This is a genomic window from Microbacterium foliorum (assembly GCF_003367705.1).
Lineage (GTDB): Bacteria > Actinomycetota > Actinomycetes > Actinomycetales > Microbacteriaceae > Microbacterium > Microbacterium foliorum.
This window is the reverse complement of sequence record NZ_CP031425.1, coordinates 2,558,095-2,576,640: the sequence shown is the minus strand read 5'-3', so window position 1 is coordinate 2,576,640 and position 18,546 is coordinate 2,558,095. Positions and strand designations below refer to the sequence as shown.

Sequence of the window (18,546 nt, the reverse complement as noted above, 5' to 3'; positions counted from 1 at the left end):
GGCTGTCAGGATGGGTACACAGAAGATGAAGGCTGTCATTCCCGCCGCCGGACTGGGGACACGATTCCTTCCCGCGACGAAGGCGATGCCGAAGGAGATGCTGCCGGTCGTCGACAAGCCGGCCATCCAGTACGTCGTCGAAGAGGCCGCGAGCGCCGGCATCGACGACATCCTCGTGATCATCGGACGCAACAAGAACGCCATCTCCAACCACTTCGACTCGGTCCCCGAGCTCGAGGTGAAGCTCATGGAGAAGGGCGACACGGGCCGCCTCGCCAGGGTCGTGCAGTCGAGCGATCTCGCCGACATCCACTTCGTCCGTCAGGGCGAGCCGAAGGGCCTCGGTCACGCAGTGCTGCGTGCGCGCACCCATGTCGGCGACAGCTCGTTCGCCGTGCTCCTCGGTGACGACCTCATCGATGAGCGCGATCCGCTGCTCACCGCGATGATCGCCGAGCACGAGCGCACCGGTGCCGCGGTGATCGCCCTCATGGAGGTCGACCCCGCCAACATCCACATGTACGGCGCCGCCGCCGTCGAGCCTCTCGAAGGATCGGACGCCGTGCGCGTCACCGGTCTCGTCGAGAAGCCCGCACAGGAGGACGCCCCCTCGAACCTCGCGATCATCGGCCGCTACGTGCTGCCGGCGTCGATCTTCGAGGTGCTCGAGCGCACGGAGCCGGGCAAGGGCGGCGAGATCCAGCTGACGGATGCTCTGCAGGAGCTCGCCACGCGCCCCGACGGTCCCGGCGTCGTCGGAGTGACCTTCCGCGGTCGACGCTACGACACGGGCGATCGGGTCGACTACATCAAGGCGATCGTGCAGCTCGCCTCGGACCGCGAGGACCTCGGCCCCGAGCTGCGGCCGTGGCTCAAGGAGTTCGCGGAACGCCTCTAGGCGTCATCGCGGCGTGGGGAGCGCTCGGATGGATCAGGCGACGGGGATGCGACATGGTCCCATCGAGCTGCGCCTCGTGCGCCCTCGCGATGCCAGGACGCTTCAGCACGAGCTGCTGAGCAACAGATCCTGGCTGCAGCCGTGGGAGGCGACGGTGCCGTACGGTGCCGTCTCGTTCGACATGAGGCTCAGCATCCGCCGGCTCCTGCAGCAGTACCGCGACGGGTCCGGCTATCCGTTCGTCATGGAGTACGACGGCGAGATCGCCGGCCAACTCAACGTGTGGGGAGTGGCACGGGGATCCCTGTGCTCGGCGACGATCGGCTACTGGGTCAGCGAGCGCTTCGCGGGCAAGGGCATCACGCCCACCGCCGTCGCTCTCGCGACCGATGCCTGCTTCACCGAGTTCGCGCTGCACCGCATGGAGATCTGCATCCGTCCGGAGAACGCCGCGAGTCTGCGCATCGTCCAGAAGCTCGGCTTCCGGTATGAGGGACTGCGCCGCAAGTACATCCACATCGATGGGGACTGGCGGGATCACTACGCCTTCTCGCTGACCCGCGAAGATGTGCCGCAGGGAGTGCTGGCGCGATGGCTGAGCGGGGAGGTCCCTCCGGGCGCCGCGACCATCCCTCCCGCCGACCGGCTCGCGATCTGATCGCAGCCCCGTAACTCGTCGCGACACACGCCCCGGATGAGGGGTGTGAGCAACGATGTTCCCGTACCGTTGTCGACATGGACGGGCCGGTGCTGAGCGGGGGAGTGATAGTGCTCGTCGCTGTGCTCCTGTGGATGCTCTACCTGCTGCCCTCCTGGCGTGGACGTTTCCAGTACGACGCGGCGGAGCGCAATGCGGTTCGACTGAACCAGGCGCTTCGGGTGCTCGCGGAGACGAGCGAGACGCCCACCGAAGTCCGCCTCGAGCTCAACGCCCGCACGGCGCTGGCGCAGCAGAAGCTCGCGAAGCGACTGCAGTCCGAGAGAGAGGCCGGCGAACTCGCCCTGCTCCGCGAAGAGCTGGCCGCCACGAAGGCGGATCCCGCTGTGCGACAGGCTCGTGCCCGTCGACGCGTGCGGATGACCGCCACCTCTGCTCTGCTGCTCGGGCTCGCCCTGGCCGGACTCGGTGTCTGGCAGCTGCTGACCGTGCAGGCATCGCTGCTGATCTGGGTCGGTGCGGTATTGGTGACCGTGGCCGGAATCGCCCTGCAGCGCATGTCGTCGGTCGCGGCGCGTGCGGCACGGCGTTCGGTGCGGGTCGAGGAGAAGCCGGTGGAGCGGGTGGCGCCGGCGCTGCACGATCAGGGTCCGGCGACCTGGACACCACGCCCGCTGCCCGAACCTCTGGTCTCGGTGGCGGGGTCTCGCGCACAGGTGGCACGTGCCGAGATGGATGCGCAGGAGGGGCGTCGCTCTGCGGCCCGACTCGCCGAACTTCGCGCCCGCGCAGAGGAGATGGCACCGCCCACCCCCGTGCAGATGCCGGCGGCGGCGTCGCCCTTCGCCCGGATGGGGTACGTCGACGACGCGGAGATCGAAGCGCACGTCCGCGACCTCCTCGCCAAGCGCGCAGCCGGATGATGCGCGACGCGATCGGCGCGGCGGGCGTGATAGCGTAGAACACGTAAGGGCCTATGGCGCAGTTGGTAGCGCGCCTCGTTCGCATCGAGGAGGTCAGGGGTTCGAATCCCCTTAGGTCCACCACAGTCAGCAGTCGGAACACGGGATGCATCCCGAGGATCCGGACGACGCACCACGAAGAAAGCCACCGGTTCCCCGGTGGCTTTCTTCGTATGCTGCGCGCGACATCGTCCCCCGGTACAGGTGGCGTCGCACGCATCCCAGGCCGGACTCGATGCGGTCGTCGCTTCAGCAGCGGGCGGGTGCGACTCCCCACTCTCCGCGGGAATCCGGGCGACACGCCCGGCGGGCGCCCATGATTTGCCGGAACCCGGGATCCCGCGTAACTTATTACTTGTTCGCCCCACAGGGAAGCGGAGAGGCCGAGAGCCTTACCCCCCTCAAGCGGAGAACCACCTCCACTCGATCAGCTCCTCGGAGAAGATCGCAGACATACTTCTGTCTGACCTGGAGCGTCCACCTCGGACAAGCGGTCGATTTGACAGCGAGTCCGAAACGGATAAACTAGTGAAGTTGCCTCGGCGGCCTTGAGCCCCGAGCTGCAGATCTGGTTCTGATCATCACGGCGAGTCGATTTGACAGCCGGAATGACACAGATAAGATAGAGAAGTTGCCCTTCGGGCCTGGTTGTGATGACTGGGTCGTGGGAGCATCCGATCCTTGAGAACTCAACAGCGTGCACTTGTCAAATGCCAAATTATCCTCGTCTAGCTTCGGCTGGGTGAGAATTCCTTTGGATCAAAGACCAACTCCTTTCGGGGGGTTGGCATTCGGATGAAGTCAGCAATGAATTTGTCTCTTTGGTCAGCATCAAACTCGCTGCGTCACCGTTTTCCCGGTGGGGTATGCATTTCTTTTTTTACGGAGAGTTTGATCCTGGCTCAGGATGAACGCTGGCGGCGTGCTTAACACATGCAAGTCGAACGGTGAACACGGAGCTTGCTCTGTGGGATCAGTGGCGAACGGGTGAGTAACACGTGAGCAACCTGCCCCTGACTCTGGGATAAGCGCTGGAAACGGCGTCTAATACTGGATACGAGTAGCGGCCGCATGGTCAGTTACTGGAAAGATTTATTGGTTGGGGATGGGCTCGCGGCCTATCAGCTTGTTGGTGAGGTAATGGCTCACCAAGGCGTCGACGGGTAGCCGGCCTGAGAGGGTGACCGGCCACACTGGGACTGAGACACGGCCCAGACTCCTACGGGAGGCAGCAGTGGGGAATATTGCACAATGGGCGGAAGCCTGATGCAGCAACGCCGCGTGAGGGATGACGGCCTTCGGGTTGTAAACCTCTTTTAGCAGGGAAGAAGCGAAAGTGACGGTACCTGCAGAAAAAGCACCGGCTAACTACGTGCCAGCAGCCGCGGTAATACGTAGGGTGCAAGCGTTATCCGGAATTATTGGGCGTAAAGAGCTCGTAGGCGGTTTGTCGCGTCTGCTGTGAAATCCGGAGGCTCAACCTCCGGCCTGCAGTGGGTACGGGCAGACTAGAGTGCGGTAGGGGAGATTGGAATTCCTGGTGTAGCGGTGGAATGCGCAGATATCAGGAGGAACACCGATGGCGAAGGCAGATCTCTGGGCCGTTACTGACGCTGAGGAGCGAAAGGGTGGGGAGCAAACAGGCTTAGATACCCTGGTAGTCCACCCCGTAAACGTTGGGAACTAGTTGTGGGGTCCATTCCACGGATTCCGTGACGCAGCTAACGCATTAAGTTCCCCGCCTGGGGAGTACGGCCGCAAGGCTAAAACTCAAAGGAATTGACGGGGACCCGCACAAGCGGCGGAGCATGCGGATTAATTCGATGCAACGCGAAGAACCTTACCAAGGCTTGACATATACGAGAACGGGCCAGAAATGGTCAACTCTTTGGACACTCGTAAACAGGTGGTGCATGGTTGTCGTCAGCTCGTGTCGTGAGATGTTGGGTTAAGTCCCGCAACGAGCGCAACCCTCGTTCTATGTTGCCAGCACGTAATGGTGGGAACTCATGGGATACTGCCGGGGTCAACTCGGAGGAAGGTGGGGATGACGTCAAATCATCATGCCCCTTATGTCTTGGGCTTCACGCATGCTACAATGGCCGGTACAAAGGGCTGCAATACCGCGAGGTGGAGCGAATCCCAAAAAGCCGGTCCCAGTTCGGATTGAGGTCTGCAACTCGACCTCATGAAGTCGGAGTCGCTAGTAATCGCAGATCAGCAACGCTGCGGTGAATACGTTCCCGGGTCTTGTACACACCGCCCGTCAAGTCATGAAAGTCGGTAACACCTGAAGCCGGTGGCCTAACCCTTGTGGAGGGAGCCGTCGAAGGTGGGATCGGTAATTAGGACTAAGTCGTAACAAGGTAGCCGTACCGGAAGGTGCGGCTGGATCACCTCCTTTCTAAGGAGCATCTGACTCTTCGGAGTCCAGAACCCAGATCAGAGCGTTCGTCTCTGCTGGGAGCTCATGGGTGGAACATTTGACATGACATCAGCGCAGCTGAGTCTCGTGAGTACGCTGGCCTTCGGGTCGGTTGGAAAGTGGGGTTCTGTGAGCGGGGTGTCTGCACGCTGTTGGGTCCTGAGGGACCGGATGCGATCTTCGGATCGTTTTTCGTACCTCTGGGCCTCTTCTGGTTTCCCCTGTGGGGGTTGCTGGTAGGGGTACCGCCCGTACTTTGAGAACTACACAGTGGACGCGAGCATCTTGCAGCCGGCTTCGGTCGGTTGCACAAGATGATCTTAAAGATCATTAGTCAATTTCATGTGGATCCTTCGGGGTTCACGTCGATTCTGATTCAAACTCATGTGATTTCAAGTCTTTAAGAGCAAACGGTGGATGCCTTGGCATCTGGAGCCGAAGAAGGACGTAGCAATCTGCGATAAGCCTCGGGGAACTGATAAGCAAGTTTTGATCCGAGGGTGTCCGAATGGGGAAACCCCGCTGGGCGGCGTGCCGACCTAGTGACTCCCGCCTGAATATATAGGGCGGGTAGAGGGAACGTGGGGAAGTGAAACATCTCAGTACCCACAGGAAGAGAAAGCAACCGCGATTCCGTTAGTAGTGGCGAGCGAAACCGGAACAGGCTAAACCTAGCGTGTGTGATAGCCGGCAGGCGTTGCACGTTGGGGGTTGTGGGACTTTTCAGTCATCTCTGCCGAGATGGCGGCGTTACACGATGGTATAGACGAACGGTCTTGAAAGGCCGGTCATAGAGGGTGCCAACCCCGTAGTCGAAATGCCAACCGTGGCGCGAAGAGTATCCCAAGTAGCACGGGGCCCGTGAAATCCCGTGTGAATCTGTCAGGACCACCTGATAAGCCTAAATACTCCCAGATGACCGATAGCGGACAAGTACCGTGAGGGAAAGGTGAAAAGTACCCCGGGAGGGGAGTGAAATAGTACCTGAAACCGTTTGCTTACAAACCGTTGGAGCAGCCTTAGTAGCTGTGACAGCGTGCCTTTTGAAGAATGAGCCTGCGAGTTAGCGATATGTGGCGAGGTTAACCCGTGTGGGGTAGCCGTAGCGAAAGCGAGTCTGAATAGGGCGATTCAGTCGCATGTCCTAGACCCGAAGCGAAGTGATCTATCCATGGCCAGGTTGAAGCGACGGTAAGACGTCGTGGAGGACCGAACCCACTTAGGTTGAAAACTGAGGGGATGAGCTGTGGATAGGGGTGAAAGGCCAATCAAACTTCGTGATAGCTGGTTCTCTCCGAAATGCATTTAGGTGCAGCGTTGCGTGTTTCTTGCCGGAGGTAGAGCTACTGGATGGCCGATGGGCCCTACAAGGTTACTGACGTCAGCCAAACTCCGAATGCCGGTAAGTGAGAGCGCAGCAGTGAGACTGTGGGGGATAAGCTTCATAGTCGAGAGGGAAACAACCCAGACCACCAACTAAGGTCCCAAAGCGCGTGCTAAGTGGGAAAGGATGTGGAGTTGCCTTGACAACCAGGAGGTTGGCTTAGAAGCAGCCACCCTTGAAAGAGTGCGTAATAGCTCACTGGTCAAGTGATTCCGCGCCGACAATGTAACGGGGCTCAAGCACGCCACCGAAGTTGTGGCATTGACATTATTGGTAGGCCTTCGTGGTCCAGCCGTGTTGATGGGTAGGAGAGCGTCGTGTGGCCAGCGAAGCGGCGGTGTAAACCAGCCGTGGAGGCTACACGAGTGAGAATGCAGGCATGAGTAGCGAAAGACGTGTGAGAAACACGTCCTCCGAAAGACCAAGGGTTCCAGGGTCAAGCTAATCTTCCCTGGGTAAGTCGGGACCTAAGGCGAGGCCGACAGGCGTAGTCGATGGACAACGGGTTGATATTCCCGTACCGGCGAAGAACCGCCCAAGCTAATCCAGTAGTGCTAAGTGTCTGAATCCCAGTGACTGATCCCTTCGGGGTGACGCTCTGGGCCTAGCGCACGACCCCATTCTGGTGCGGTTAGCGTATTAACAGGTGTGACGCAGGAAGGTAGTCCAAGCCAGGCGATGGTTGTCCTGGTGCAAGTGCGTAGGCCGAACGGTAGGCAAATCCGCCGTTCACGTAGGCTGAGACACGATGCGGATAAAAAGTGGATGATCCTATGCTGCCAAGAAAAGCATCGACGCGAGGTTCTAGCCGCCCGTACCCCAAACCGACTCAGGTGGTCAGGTAGAGAATACCAAGGAGATCGAGAGAATCGTGGTTAAGGAACTCGGCAAAATGCCCCCGTAACTTCGGGAGAAGGGGGGCCATCCGCGTATAGGGACTTGCTTCCAAAAGCGTGTGGTGGCCGCAGAGACTAGTGGGTAGCGACTGTTTACTAAAAACACAGGTCCGTGCCAAGTCGCAAGACGATGTATACGGACTGACGCCTGCCCGGTGCTGGAAGGTTAAGAGGACCGGTTAGCCGCAAGGCGAAGCTGAGAATTTAAGCCCCAGTAAACGGCGGTGGTAACTATAACCATCCTAAGGTAGCGAAATTCCTTGTCGGGTAAGTTCCGACCTGCACGAATGGCGTAACGACTTCCCAACTGTCTCAACCGCGAACTCGGCGAAATTGCATTACGAGTAAAGATGCTCGTTACGCGCAGCAGGACGGAAAGACCCCGTGACCTTTACTACAGCTTGGTATTGGTGTTCGGTGTGGCTTGTGTAGGATAGGTGGGAGACTGTGAAGCATGGACGCTAGTTCGTGTGGAGTCATTGTTGAAATACCACTCTGGTCACTCTGGATATCTAACTTCGAACCGTAATCCGGTTCAGGGACAGTGCCTGGTGGGTAGTTTAACTGGGGCGGTTGCCTCCCAAAAAGTAACGGAGGCGCCCAAAGGTTCCCTCAACCTGGTTGGCAATCAGGTGTCGAGTGTAAGTGCACAAGGGAGCTTGACTGTGAGACTGACAGGTCGAGCAGGGACGAAAGTCGGGACTAGTGATCCGGCAGTGGCTTGTGGAAGCGCTGTCGCTCAACGGATAAAAGGTACCTCGGGGATAACAGGCTGATCTTGCCCAAGAGTCCATATCGACGGCATGGTTTGGCACCTCGATGTCGGCTCGTCGCATCCTGGGGCTGGAGTAGGTCCCAAGGGTTGGGCTGTTCGCCCATTAAAGCGGTACGCGAGCTGGGTTTAGAACGTCGTGAGACAGTTCGGTCCCTATCCGCTGCGCGCGTAGGAAATTTGAGAGGATCTGACCCTAGTACGAGAGGACCGGGTTGGACGAACCTCTGGTGTGTCAGTTGTTCCGCCAGGAGCACCGCTGATTAGCTACGTTCGGGATGGATAACCGCTGAAAGCATCTAAGCGGGAAGCCGGCCTCAAGATGAGATTTCCATACCTTCGGGTGAGAGGCTCCCAGCCAGACTACTGGGTTGATAGGCCAGATGTGGAAGTGCAGCAATGCATGCAGCTGACTGGTACTAATAAGCCGATGACTTGATAACACACCGTTTGTTGGTGCTACGCGTCCACTGAGTGGTTCTCGATGTACGGTCGAGAACCGCATGACAATGACTTTGTTATGTGTTTGATTGAAACATCTATAGTGTTTCGGCGGCCATAGCGTGAGGGAAACGCCCGGTTACATTCCGAACCCGGAAGCTAAGCCTCACAGCGCCGATGGTACTGCAGGGGGGACCCTGTGGGAGAGTAGGACACCGCCGGACTTCTTTTATACAGAAAAGCCACCCAATGTTGGGTGGCTTTTCTGCGTTAACGTGCGCGTCGCGGCGACGAGACCCCCGAGATTCACCTGGAGCCCGGGCGCTCAGCGGATGCGGTGCAGAGGCAGTCGCAGCGTCACCAGACTGCCGGCGCCTTCCGCCGAGCGGATGGAGACATCCCCGCCGTGCAGTCGCATCACGGTCGTCACCAACGACAGGCCGATGCCTGACCCGCTGACATCCCGCGCGTTCTGCGCGCGCGCGAGCTCGTCGAAGACGATGGGGAGCTCGGCCGCGGGGATTCCCCGGCCGGCATCCGCCACCTCGATCAGCGCCCACCCCTCGTGCTCGCGCAGTCGCACCTCGATGGGGCCGCGTGCGGAGTACTTCGCGGCGTTCGACAGGACGTTGTCGACGGCGAGCGAGATGAGATCGAGGTCGAGCGGGAGAGGAGGCACCGCCCACGGGACACGGGTCACTGACAGCGTCACCCGACCCCGCGCCGCAGGCTGCTGATCGACGAGCGCCTCGATGGCCTCGTTCAGCAGGTCCTCGAGCACGACCGTCTCGGTCTCGAGCGGTCTGCTCTCGAGCTCCGCGAGCTTACGCAGATCGCGGACGAGCGTGCTGAGCTTCGTTGCCTGCACGTCGACGGTCCGCCACGCATCGCTCTCGTCGCCCTCCTGCGCGGCGACAGCCGTCGCGCGGATCGCGGTCAGGGGGTTCTTCAGCTCATGGTCGAGCCGTGCCAGAAAGCGGCGGTGATCGGCGCGGGCCTGAGACGCGGCGGCCTGTGCAGCGGCGGCGTGCGACTCCGCGAGCCGGGCGGTCGCGCGCGCTCGGACGCGGCGCGCCAGAAGGGCAGACAAGGGGAGCACCGACACCGCGACTCCGACGATGGCCACCCCCGCCGGGAGCGCGAGGTCGATCGCCAGGATCCGCGGGTCTCCGGTGAGCAGCATGGTGCCGGCGACGGCCGCGCATGTGACGATCGGCACCGCCGTGAGGACGCCGAGGGTGACGTCGGTCGCCCGCTTCATGCTCCGCTCACCCTCGCGGTGAACTGGTAGCCCATGCTCTGCGCCGTCTCGATGAGGCGCGTCTCGGCATGATTGTCCCCGAGCGCGCGACGCAGTTCCGCGATGCGGTGGTCCACCGCGCGGCTCGAGGTCGCGAATTCGAATCCCCACAGCGTCGACAGCAGTCGCTCCCGGGAATGGACCTCCTGCGGGTGCAGCATCAGGTACTCCAGAAGCATGAACGCCTTCGGAGTCAGCGCCACCTCGTCGGCTCCGCGCCAGACTCGGCGAGCCGTGCGGTCGAGCAGCAGAATGCCCGCCTGCAATCGGACGGCCGTGCGCAACGACCCCGCTCCCTGGGCGGTCCGTCGCAGCACCGCTCTGATGCGAGAGATGAGCTCATGCGGATCGAAGGGCTTGTTCAGATAGTCATCCGCACCCTCGTCGAGCGCCGCACTGCGCTCCCAGGACTCGCCGACCTGGGTGAGCAGGATGATCGGCAGCCACAGCTGTCGCGCTCTGACCTGGCGCACGAACTCCCGGCCGTCGACATGTGGCATCAGCACGTCGCAGACGACGAGATCGGGGACGTCGCGTGTCACCTCGAGCAGGCCGATCCTGCCGTCCTCGGCCACACGGACATCGAAGCCGCTGCGACCGAGGAACGCGGCGAGGGCGTCGGTGATGGCCGCGTCGTCGTCGACCAGGAGGATCCGGGGGCGCTCGGCGATGTTCACCGCTCAGCCCTTCTTCAGCGTGTTGGCGGAGCCGCGGTCGTCGACCGTGGGGGTCACGCCCTCCCAGAAGATCGAGCTCGCGCTGCCCGTCACGGTGATCGCGTCCACCTCACGGACGTACACCACCGTGCCGCTGCCGGAGAGCGTCACCGTTCCCACGTCATCGGCGATCACCACACCTGCGTCGAGCTCGATCACGAGGTCGGCACACGGCCCCTCGACTCGGATCACCGCGCCGTCGGACGTGAGCGGATCGGTCGGGCACGGCATCGTCGTCGTGGCCGCGTCGCTCAATCTCGCCCGTTCGGCCTGCCCCGCGGCGCTCAGGCCCGAATCGGCGGAGGGACGCGAGCCGGAGGACTGCTCAGGTCCCGGCGACGTACCTGGCGACGTGTCCGGCGACGTATCGGGAGACGGGGCGTCGTCCGACGGGGAACCGGCCTCCGACGGCGATGACGCTGTCGCGGATGCGGGGGACGGCTGCGTCGGGTCGACGATGGCGACCGAGCATCCGCTCAGCACCACGACGAACAGCAATGCCGTCAGCGGGGCGGAGGTAGCAGTGGTGCGGCGCATGCACATATCCTCTCGTGCCTGACGGCGTTCATGATGTTCTGCGGAACAGAATGTCGGCGGGTCAGAGCGCTGCCGGGATGAAGATCTCCACCCGACGGTTCAGCTGACGCCCGGCGGGGTTGTCGACGCCGCCGACCTCGTTCGCGGCGACGGGGCGCGTCTCGCCGAACCCGTCGGCGCTCAGCGACGTCGTCACACCGCGCCCCTCGAGTGCGTCGACGACCGAATCGGCACGGTCTTCCGACAGCTTCTGATTCTCGGCATCCGTGCCGATCGCGTCGGTGTGACCGCTGACGTGCGCCTCGGACACGTCGAGAGTGGTGAACACGCGGGCTACCGCGTCGAGCGTCGCCGCAGCGTCCGGACGGATCTCGCTGCGATCGAAGTCGAACAGCACGCCGTCTTCGAAGGTCAGGGTCGTGCCGCACGACTCGAGCGGCGCGAGGGCGCCGAGGGGCGGGAACACCCCGAGCTTCGGCACCGGCGGCAGCGGTTCGGCATCGAGCAGCTGGCCGCCCACTCGCGCGGTGCCGTCGCCGAAGTTCTGGATGGTGATGTTGCCGTCGGTGTAGTTCCCGGATCCGTCGCCGAAGTTCTGGATGGTGGTCTCGCCGTCGGCGTAGTTCCCGGATCCGTCGCCGAAGTTCTGGATGGTGGTCTCGCCGTCGGTGTAGTTCCCCGATCCGTCGCCGAAGATCTGCACGGTCTTCGAGGCATCCGCGTAGTTGCCTGCGCCGTCGCCGAAGTTCTGGATCGTGACGGTGCCGTCGGTGTAGGTGCCCGCGCCGTCGCCGAAGTTCTGGATCGTCACGCCGTTGATCGTGGACGTGCCCGACCCGTCGCCGAAGTTCTGTACGGACCCGTCGGGCCCGGTGAAGGTCCCCGAGCCGTCACCGTAGAGATACGCCGTGCCGTTGCCCGAGATCACGGTGCCGTCGGCGTCGCAGTGAGCGGGCGTCGCGACGACGCCCGGGATGCCGGCGAGAGCCTCGTTGACCTCGATCGTGAAGGCCGACGCCGAGGAGTCGAGCAGCGACAGATCGGGGAGCACGAACAGGGGGACGGGCGGGAACTGCCCGACGTCGTACCCCGAGACGGTGAGCGCCGACGGGCCGGTGCTCGTGGGCGTCGGTGTGGATGCGGCGGGCGCGGCCGTCGACGGCGCCGGTGTGGCGGAGGGCTCCGCGGCGCATCCAGAGAGGATCAGGGCGGTCGCACTTGCGAGCGCAAGACCGAGGGTGAGGCCACGGCGGATGCGGTGCGGAGCGCGGGGGGTCGAGGTCATGCTTCGAGAGTAGTCAGCGGATGTCGCGGCCGTGTCGCGCCGATGTCGCAACTCTGCGACACGGAGAGGCTCTGCGACACCCTATGCCCCGCTGCTGCCCCTGTGCTCATCGGGTCAGACGCCCTTCGAGGACGGATGCCGTCTCGCGCACCGCCGCAGCCAGAACGCTCTCGTCGAGGTCTCCGCCCGCCCAGGTGACCGCGACGGCGGCGAGGGGCCATGCCGTGCGATCGCCCACGACGGCGCCCACGCTGCGGAGGCCGTCGGCGACCTCGCTGTCCTCCGTCGCGTATCCGCGTGCGCGCACGGTGCGCAGCAGCTCCCGGAGTGCGCGGGGCGTGCGCGGCCCGAGGCCCGTGCGGTCGGGGAAGGCGGCGGCGCTCGGGTACAGCGCACGCACCTGCTCGCGGGGGAGGGCGGCGAGCATGGCGCGGCCCGACGCCGTGAGGTGGGCGGGAAGACGCACGCCGACGTCGGTGACGAGGGCCTGACGACGCGGTGCCCTCTCTTCGACGATGTAGAGGACGTCGCCGCCGCTCATCACCGCGAGGTGCGCACTCTCGCCGAGACGGTCCGAGAGGGCGGCGACGAGAGGACGGCCGAGGCGCGCGAGCGGCTGCTGACGCGCGAAGCCGCCTGCGAGCTCGAACGCCGAGGTGCCCAGACACCAGCGCCTGTCCTCCTTCAGGTGCAGCACGAAGCCGTGCGCGGCGAGGGTGGTGAGCAGGTGGTAGACGGTCGAACGGGGGAGTGCGAGCTCCCGGGCGATCGCCGACGCGGCGACGGGGGCCGGGCGCCCGGCCAGATGGCGCAGGATGCGCAGGGTGTTGTCTGCGGCCGGCACCTGGGGCACGGCATCCGACTTGTCTGGGATCACAGACAAAGGATGCCATGAACGGGTGTCGCTCGCACCGGCGCCGGTGTGGAATCGAGATATGAGTGAACTGACCCCTGCACGAGACGGCGATGCGATCCTCGTCGGCGATGCCCCCCTCAGCCGCGCCGATGTCGTGTCGGTCGCCCGGCACGGTGCACCCGTCATCCTCAGCCCCGCCGCCCTGGGGCGGGTGGCCGACACCCGCGGTGTGATCGACGCGCTGGCCGCCGACCCGCATCCGCATTACGGCGTCTCGACCGGTTTCGGGGCGCTCGCGACCACGTTCATCGCTCCTGATCGGCGACTCCAGCTGCAGGCGAGCCTGATCCGCTCGCACGCCGCAGGCACGGGCGCCGAGGTGGAGCGCGAGGTCGTCCGCGGGCTGCAGCTGCTGCGCCTGCAGACGCTGGCCTCGGGACGCACCGGCGTGCGACCGGTGGTGGTCGAGACCTACGCGGCGCTTCTCAACGAGGGGATCACCCCCGTCGTGCGCGAGTACGGGTCGCTCGGATGCTCGGGCGATCTCGCGCCGCTCGCGCACATCGCCCTCGCGACGATGGGGGAGGGAGAGGTGCGCGACGCCGCAGGGGCGCTCGTCCCCGCGGCGGATGCGCTCGCCGCCGCCGGAATCGTTCCTCTCACGCTCGTGGAGAAGGAAGGGCTCGCACTGATCAACGGCACCGACGGCATGCTGGGAATGCTGGTGCTCGCGCTGCACGACCTCGAGACGCTGCTGCTGACCGCCGACATGGCGGCAGCGATGTCGGTGGAGTCGCAGCTGGGCACGGATGCGGTCTTCGCCGCCGACCTCATGGCGCTGCGTCCGCAGCACGGACAGGCGCACTCCGCCGCGAACCTGAGGTCGTTCCTCGGCGACTCGCCCCTCGTGCACAGCCACAAGGGGCCGGAGGACGGACGCGTGCAGGATGCCTACTCGCTGCGCTGCTCGCCGCAGGTGCACGGCACCGCCCGCGACACGGTGGGCTACGCCTCGACGATCGCCGACCGCGAGCTGTCCAGTGTGATCGACAATCCCGTGATCACCCTCGACGGTCGCATCGAGTCGAACGGGAACTTCCACGGCGCGCCCGTGGCCGCCGTGCTCGACTTCCTCGCCATCTCCGTCGCCGACGTCGCCTCGGTCTCGGAGCGGCGCACCGATCGCGCGCTCGATCCCGCCCGCAATCACGGGCTGCCACCCTTCCTCGCCGACGAGGTCGGCGTGGACTCCGGCCTGATGATCGCGCAGTACGCGGCGGCCGGCATCGTCTCCGAGCTGAAGCGGCTGGCGGTCCCGGCATCCGTGGACTCCATCCCGTCATCCGCCATGCAGGAGGATCACGTGTCGATGGGATGGGCGGCCGCCCGCAAGCTGCGCCGTGCCGTCGACGGCTTGGGCCGCGTGCTCGCGATCGAGATCCTCACCGGAGCGCGCGCGCTGGACCTCCGTGCCCCGTTGCAGGCCGGACCCGCGACCGGCGCCGTCCGCGATCTGGTGCGCACGGTCGCCGCAGGTCCCGGACCCGACCGATACCTCTCACCCGACATGGAGGCCGTGACCGCGCTCGTGCAGTCCGGTGCCATCGCCCGCATTGCGAAGGAGCACGCGAAATGAGCACGACCCACAGGAACATCCGCGCCGCGCGCGGCAACCAGCGCACCGCCAAGAGCTGGGGCGCCGAAGCCGCCAAGCGCATGCTCATGAACAACCTCGACCCCGAGGTCGCCGAGCATCCCGAGGACCTCGTCGTGTACGGCGGGACGGGAAAGGCCGCGCGCAGCTGGGAAGCGTACGACGCGATCGTCCGCACGCTCGACGAGCTGGAGCCGGATGAGACCCTGCTCGTGCAGTCCGGCAAGCCCGTCGGCGTCTTCCGCACGCACGAGTGGGCGCCCCGGGTGCTCATCGCGAATTCCAATCTCGTCGGGGACTGGGCGACGTGGCCCGAGTTCCGCAAGCTCGAAGAGCTCGGTCTCATCATGTACGGCCAGATGACCGCGGGGTCGTGGATCTACATCGGCACCCAGGGGATCCTGCAGGGGACCTACGAGACCTTCTCGGCGGTCGCCCGCTCCCTCGGCCGTGACTCGCTGAAGGGCACGTTGACCCTCACCGGCGGCGCCGGGGGCATGGGCGGCGCGCAGCCGCTCGCCGTCACCCTCAACGACGGCGTCGTGCTCATCGTCGACGTCGACGAGTCCCGGCTCGCGCGGCGTGTGGAGCACGGCTACCTCGACGAGTACACGACCGATCTCGACGCCGCGGTGGCGCGAGTGGTCGCCGCGAAGGACGCCGGGGAGGCGCTCTCCGTCGGTGTCGTCGGCAATGCGGCCGAGGTCTTCCCGGAGCTGCTGCGTCGCGGGGTGCCGATCGACATCGTCACCGATCAGACCAGCGCGCACGACCCGCTCGCCTACCTGCCGGTGGGCACCTCGGTCGCGGACTGGAAGGCTGAGGCCGAGCGCGATGCGGAGGAGTTCACCCGCCGCTCGCGCCAGTCGATGGCCCAGCACGTCGCGGCGATGGTCGCGTTCCAGGATGCGGGGGCCGCGGTGTTCGACTACGGCAACTCGATCCGCGCCGAGGCGCAGCTCGGCGGGTTCGACCGCGCGTTCGACTTCCCCGGTTTCGTGCCGGCCTACATCCGTCCGCAGTTCGAGGAGGGGCGCGGACCCTTCCGCTGGGCGGCGCTCTCGGGAGACCCCGAGGACATCTACAAGACCGACCGGGCCATCGCCGAGCTCTTCCCCGACGACACGGCCCTGCACCGGTGGCTCGAGAAGGCGGGCGAGAAGGTGCACTTCGAGGGCCTGCCCGCACGGATCTGCTGGCTCGGCTACAAGGAGCGCCACCTCGCCGGACTCAAGTTCAACGAGATGGTCGCCTCGGGGGAGCTCTCGGCGCCCATCGTGATCGGGCGCGATCATCTCGACTCCGGATCCGTCGCGTCGCCCTACCGCGAGACCGAGTCCATGAAGGACGGCTCCGATGCGATCGCCGACTGGCCGCTGCTGAACGCACTGCTCAACACCGCGTCCGGCGCCTCGTGGGTGTCGCTGCACCACGGCGGCGGCGTGGGGATCGGACGCTCGATCCACGCCGGCCAGGTGTCGGTGGCCGACGGGTCCGCGCTCGCCGCGGAGAAGCTGGAGCGGGTGCTGACCAACGACCCGGGAACCGGTGTCATGCGCCACGTCGACGCCGGATACGAGCACGCGCGCGACATCGCCCGCGAGCGCGGGCTGAAGGTGCCGATGCTGTGAGCACCTCGCTGCTCACGAACATCGGCGAGCTGACGACGAACGTCGCTGCGTCGGACGGCGACCGCCACGGCACCCTTCTCGGGGCGGCCGTGCTGATCGAGGATGGACGGATCTCGTGGGTCGGATCGGCGTCGGATGCTCCGGATGCTGACGAGATCGTCGATGCCGGTGGCTGCGCGGTCATCCCCGGCTTCGTCGACAGCCACAGCCACCTCGTGTTCGGGGGCGATCGGGCCGCCGAGTTCGAGGCGCGGATGGCGGGACAGAAGTATGCCGCGGGCGGCATCCGCTCCACCGTCGCCGCGACGAGAGCGGCGAGCGACGTCGAGCTCCGTGCCCGTCTGCGCGGCTTCGTCGACGAGCTTCTCGCGCAGGGAACGACGACCATCGAGATCAAGAGCGGCTACGGGCTGAGCGTCGCGGACGAGGAGCGTCTCGTCCGGCTCGCCGCCGAGGTCACCCCCGAGGTCACTTTTCTCGGAGCGCACGTGGTGCCCGCGGAGTACGCCGACCGCGCCGACGAGTACGTCGACCTGGTGACGGGGCCGATGCTCGACGCCTGCGCGCCGCACTCCAGATGGATCGACGTATTCTGCGAGACCGGGGCGTTCTCGGTCGCGCAGTCGCGGCGCGTGCTCGAGGCGGGCATCGCGAAGGGCCTCATGCCGAGAGTGCATGCGAGCCAGCTGGGGCCGGGCGACGGCGTGCGCCTCGCCGTCGAGCTCGGTGCGGCGTCGATCGATCACGGCACCTACCTGACCGACGACGACATCGCCGCGCTCGCCGCCTCCGACACCGTGCTCACGCTGCTGCCCGGCGTCGAGTTCTCGACCCGCCAGCCGTACCCGGACGCGCGTCGACTGATCGATGCGGGTGTCACCGTGGCCCTCGCGTGCGACACGAACCCGGGCTCGAGCTTCACTTCGTCGATGGCGTTCTGCATCGCGATCGCGGTGCGCGACATGGGCATGACACCTGCCGAGGCGGTATGGGCGGCGACCGCCGGGGGAGCGCGGGCCCTGCGTCGCGACGACGTCGGCGCGATCACGCCGGGCGCACGGGCAGACCTCGTGCTTCTGACGGCGCCCACGCGCATCCACCTGGCGTACCGACCCGGCGTCCCGCTGGTGGATCGGGTGTGGAAAGACGGTGCTGCGGTCTACGCGGCATCCGGAATCGCACGAGGAACGGATACCCATGGCTCTCTCGCACGATGACCTCTGGCCGCGCGCCGGATCCTGGCCTGTCTTCGCCGCCGGTGACGATGCGGATGCCGTGCTGATCGGCGTTCCGACCTGGCGAACCTCGCTGTCGCCGACCGGCGCGCACGCGACTCCTGCGGCGATCCGAGAGGCGCTGACCCGGTACAGCACGACGCTCATGGGGCCGCCCGTCGTCGATCTCGCCGGGGCGCTGCGAGTTCTCGACGCCGGCGATGTGGTCGAGCCCGACGGCGAGGCCGGGATCGCTGCGAGTGTTGCGCGCGTGCACGAGCTCGCGGAGTCCGCTCGTCTCGTGATCGCTCTCGGCGGCGACAACGCCCTGACCTATCCGGTGGCGCGGGGCGCACGGGCCAGCGGGTTGATCACGATCGACGCCCATTTCGACCTCCGTGACGGTGTGTCGAACGGGTCACCGGTGCGGCGCCTGATGGAGGACGCCCCGGACGGCGAGCGGATCGACCCGACGAGGATCGTGCAGATCGGGATCGCGGATTTCGCGAACTCCGCGGCCTACGCCGTACGAGCCGCCGAGTGGGGCATCCGCGTGATCACGCTCGACGAGGTGCGGCGCCGGGGCATCGACGATGTGGTCGCCGAGGCGACGAGCATCGCAGGAAGCGGCGCGGACGCCCGCATCCATCTCGATGTCGACGTCGACGCCGCCGATCGGGCCGCAGCGCCCGGGTGTCCGGCGAGCGTTCCCGGCGGGTTCGCCGCGTGGGAGCTGCGCGCGCTGGTCCGCTCGATCGTCGCGGATCGGCGCGTCGTCAGCGCCGACATCGCCGAGGTCGACGCGACCGCCGACACCGACGACATGCGCACGGTCAGACTCGCGGCCCTCTGCGTGCTCGAGATGCTCGCGGGCCTCGCCGCGCGCTGACGGCCTCTCAGTCGCGGAGCGCCCACGA

The 18,546-nt window shown here is 65.3% G+C and carries 12 protein-coding genes, 1 tRNA gene and 3 rRNA genes; 11 read left to right on the top strand and 5 right to left on the bottom strand.

Annotated elements, in window-relative coordinates; genetic code table 11:
* Positions 1-10 precede the first annotated feature (10 nt).
* The 7 genes from galU to rrf all read left to right on the top strand — a co-directional run bounded on the left by galU (position 11) and on the right by rrf (position 8,660).
* Positions 11-898 carry a UTP--glucose-1-phosphate uridylyltransferase GalU gene (gene galU / locus DXT68_RS12145; protein WP_045252626.1) on the top strand — a complete coding sequence of 296 codons (888 nt, stop codon included), beginning with the start codon at positions 11-13 and terminating at the stop codon, positions 896-898.
* Positions 899-944: 46 nt separating this feature from the next.
* Positions 945-1,556: a GNAT family N-acetyltransferase gene (locus tag DXT68_RS12140; RefSeq protein WP_045252631.1), complete on the top strand. Its 612-nt coding sequence runs from the start codon at positions 945-947 to the stop codon at positions 1,554-1,556.
* Between the two features lie 77 nt (positions 1,557-1,633).
* Entirely contained in the window at positions 1,634-2,479 is an 846-nt protein-coding gene (locus DXT68_RS12135; protein WP_045252627.1) for a hypothetical protein, read from the top strand.
* Positions 2,480-2,526: 47 nt separating this feature from the next.
* Positions 2,527-2,602: transfer RNA gene (locus DXT68_RS12130), tRNA-Ala, on the top strand.
* A 795-nt stretch (positions 2,603-3,397) separates the two neighbouring features.
* Positions 3,398-4,922: ribosomal RNA gene (locus DXT68_RS12125) — 16S ribosomal RNA — on the top strand.
* Between the two features lie 411 nt (positions 4,923-5,333).
* Positions 5,334-8,438, top strand: a 23S ribosomal RNA gene (locus DXT68_RS12120).
* A 105-nt stretch (positions 8,439-8,543) separates the two neighbouring features.
* Positions 8,544-8,660: ribosomal RNA gene (rrf, locus tag DXT68_RS12115) — 5S ribosomal RNA — on the top strand.
* The 16S, 23S and 5S rRNA genes sit together here, the layout of an rRNA operon.
* Positions 8,661-8,761: 101 nt before the next feature.
* Here rrf and DXT68_RS12110 read toward each other — a convergent pair.
* From DXT68_RS12110 to DXT68_RS12090, 5 genes are all read right to left on the bottom strand, one after another.
* On the bottom strand, positions 8,762-9,697 hold the full coding sequence (locus tag DXT68_RS12110) for a sensor histidine kinase (RefSeq protein ID WP_052677635.1): 936 nt from the start codon (positions 9,695-9,697) through the stop codon (positions 8,762-8,764).
* Positions 9,694-10,413, bottom strand: coding sequence for a response regulator transcription factor (locus DXT68_RS12105; protein WP_244268142.1), 720 nt, complete (start codon positions 10,411-10,413; stop codon positions 9,694-9,696). The genes DXT68_RS12110 and DXT68_RS12105 overlap by 4 nt, the downstream gene beginning before the upstream one ends.
* A gap of 3 nt (positions 10,414-10,416) precedes the next feature.
* Positions 10,417-10,989, bottom strand: a complete 573-nt coding sequence (locus DXT68_RS12100) for a DUF3060 domain-containing protein (RefSeq protein ID WP_045253181.1) — start codon at positions 10,987-10,989, stop codon at positions 10,417-10,419.
* A 61-nt stretch (positions 10,990-11,050) separates the two neighbouring features.
* A complete protein-coding gene (locus tag DXT68_RS12095; protein WP_045253182.1) occupies positions 11,051-12,274 on the bottom strand; it encodes an OmpA family protein in 1,224 nt (407 codons plus the stop codon).
* A gap of 106 nt (positions 12,275-12,380) precedes the next feature.
* A complete protein-coding gene (locus DXT68_RS12090; protein WP_174233210.1) occupies positions 12,381-13,157 on the bottom strand; it encodes an IclR family transcriptional regulator in 777 nt (258 codons plus the stop codon).
* A 52-nt stretch (positions 13,158-13,209) separates the two neighbouring features.
* Between DXT68_RS12090 and hutH the strand changes: the two genes are divergently transcribed.
* The 4 genes from hutH to DXT68_RS12070 are packed head-to-tail and all read left to right on the top strand — an operon-like array spanning position 13,210 to position 18,518.
* A complete protein-coding gene (gene hutH / locus DXT68_RS12085; RefSeq protein ID WP_045253183.1) occupies positions 13,210-14,766 on the top strand; it encodes a histidine ammonia-lyase in 1,557 nt (518 codons plus the stop codon).
* Complete coding sequence (gene hutU / locus DXT68_RS12080; RefSeq protein WP_045253184.1) at positions 14,763-16,415, top strand: urocanate hydratase; 1,653 nt, start codon at positions 14,763-14,765, stop codon at positions 16,413-16,415. Before hutH ends, hutU begins: the two co-directional genes overlap by 4 nt.
* Positions 16,412-17,632, top strand: a complete 1,221-nt coding sequence (gene hutI, locus DXT68_RS12075; protein ID WP_045253185.1) for an imidazolonepropionase — start codon at positions 16,412-16,414, stop codon at positions 17,630-17,632. Before hutU ends, hutI begins: the two co-directional genes overlap by 4 nt.
* Complete coding sequence (locus DXT68_RS12070) at positions 17,613-18,518, top strand: arginase family protein (protein WP_045253186.1); 906 nt, start codon at positions 17,613-17,615, stop codon at positions 18,516-18,518. Before hutI ends, DXT68_RS12070 begins: the two co-directional genes overlap by 20 nt.
* Positions 18,519-18,546 lie beyond the last annotated feature (28 nt).

Coding starts and splice junctions, on each gene's coding strand:
- galU (WP_045252626.1), top strand. CDS start 11: ATGGGTACACAGAAGATGAAGGCTGTCATTCCCGCCGCCGGACTGGGG.
- DXT68_RS12140 (WP_045252631.1), top strand. CDS start 945: ATGCGACATGGTCCCATCGAGCTGCGCCTCGTGCGCCCTCGCGATGCC.
- DXT68_RS12135 (WP_045252627.1), top strand. CDS start 1,634: ATGGACGGGCCGGTGCTGAGCGGGGGAGTGATAGTGCTCGTCGCTGTG.
- DXT68_RS12110 (WP_052677635.1), bottom strand. CDS start 9,697: ATGAAGCGGGCGACCGACGTCACCCTCGGCGTCCTCACGGCGGTGCCG.
- DXT68_RS12100 (WP_045253181.1), bottom strand. CDS start 10,989: ATGCGCCGCACCACTGCTACCTCCGCCCCGCTGACGGCATTGCTGTTC.
- DXT68_RS12095 (WP_045253182.1), bottom strand. CDS start 12,274: ATGACCTCGACCCCCCGCGCTCCGCACCGCATCCGCCGTGGCCTCACC.
- hutH (WP_045253183.1), top strand. CDS start 13,210: ATGAGTGAACTGACCCCTGCACGAGACGGCGATGCGATCCTCGTCGGC.
- hutU (WP_045253184.1), top strand. CDS start 14,763: ATGAGCACGACCCACAGGAACATCCGCGCCGCGCGCGGCAACCAGCGC.
- DXT68_RS12070 (WP_045253186.1), top strand. CDS start 17,613: ATGGCTCTCTCGCACGATGACCTCTGGCCGCGCGCCGGATCCTGGCCT.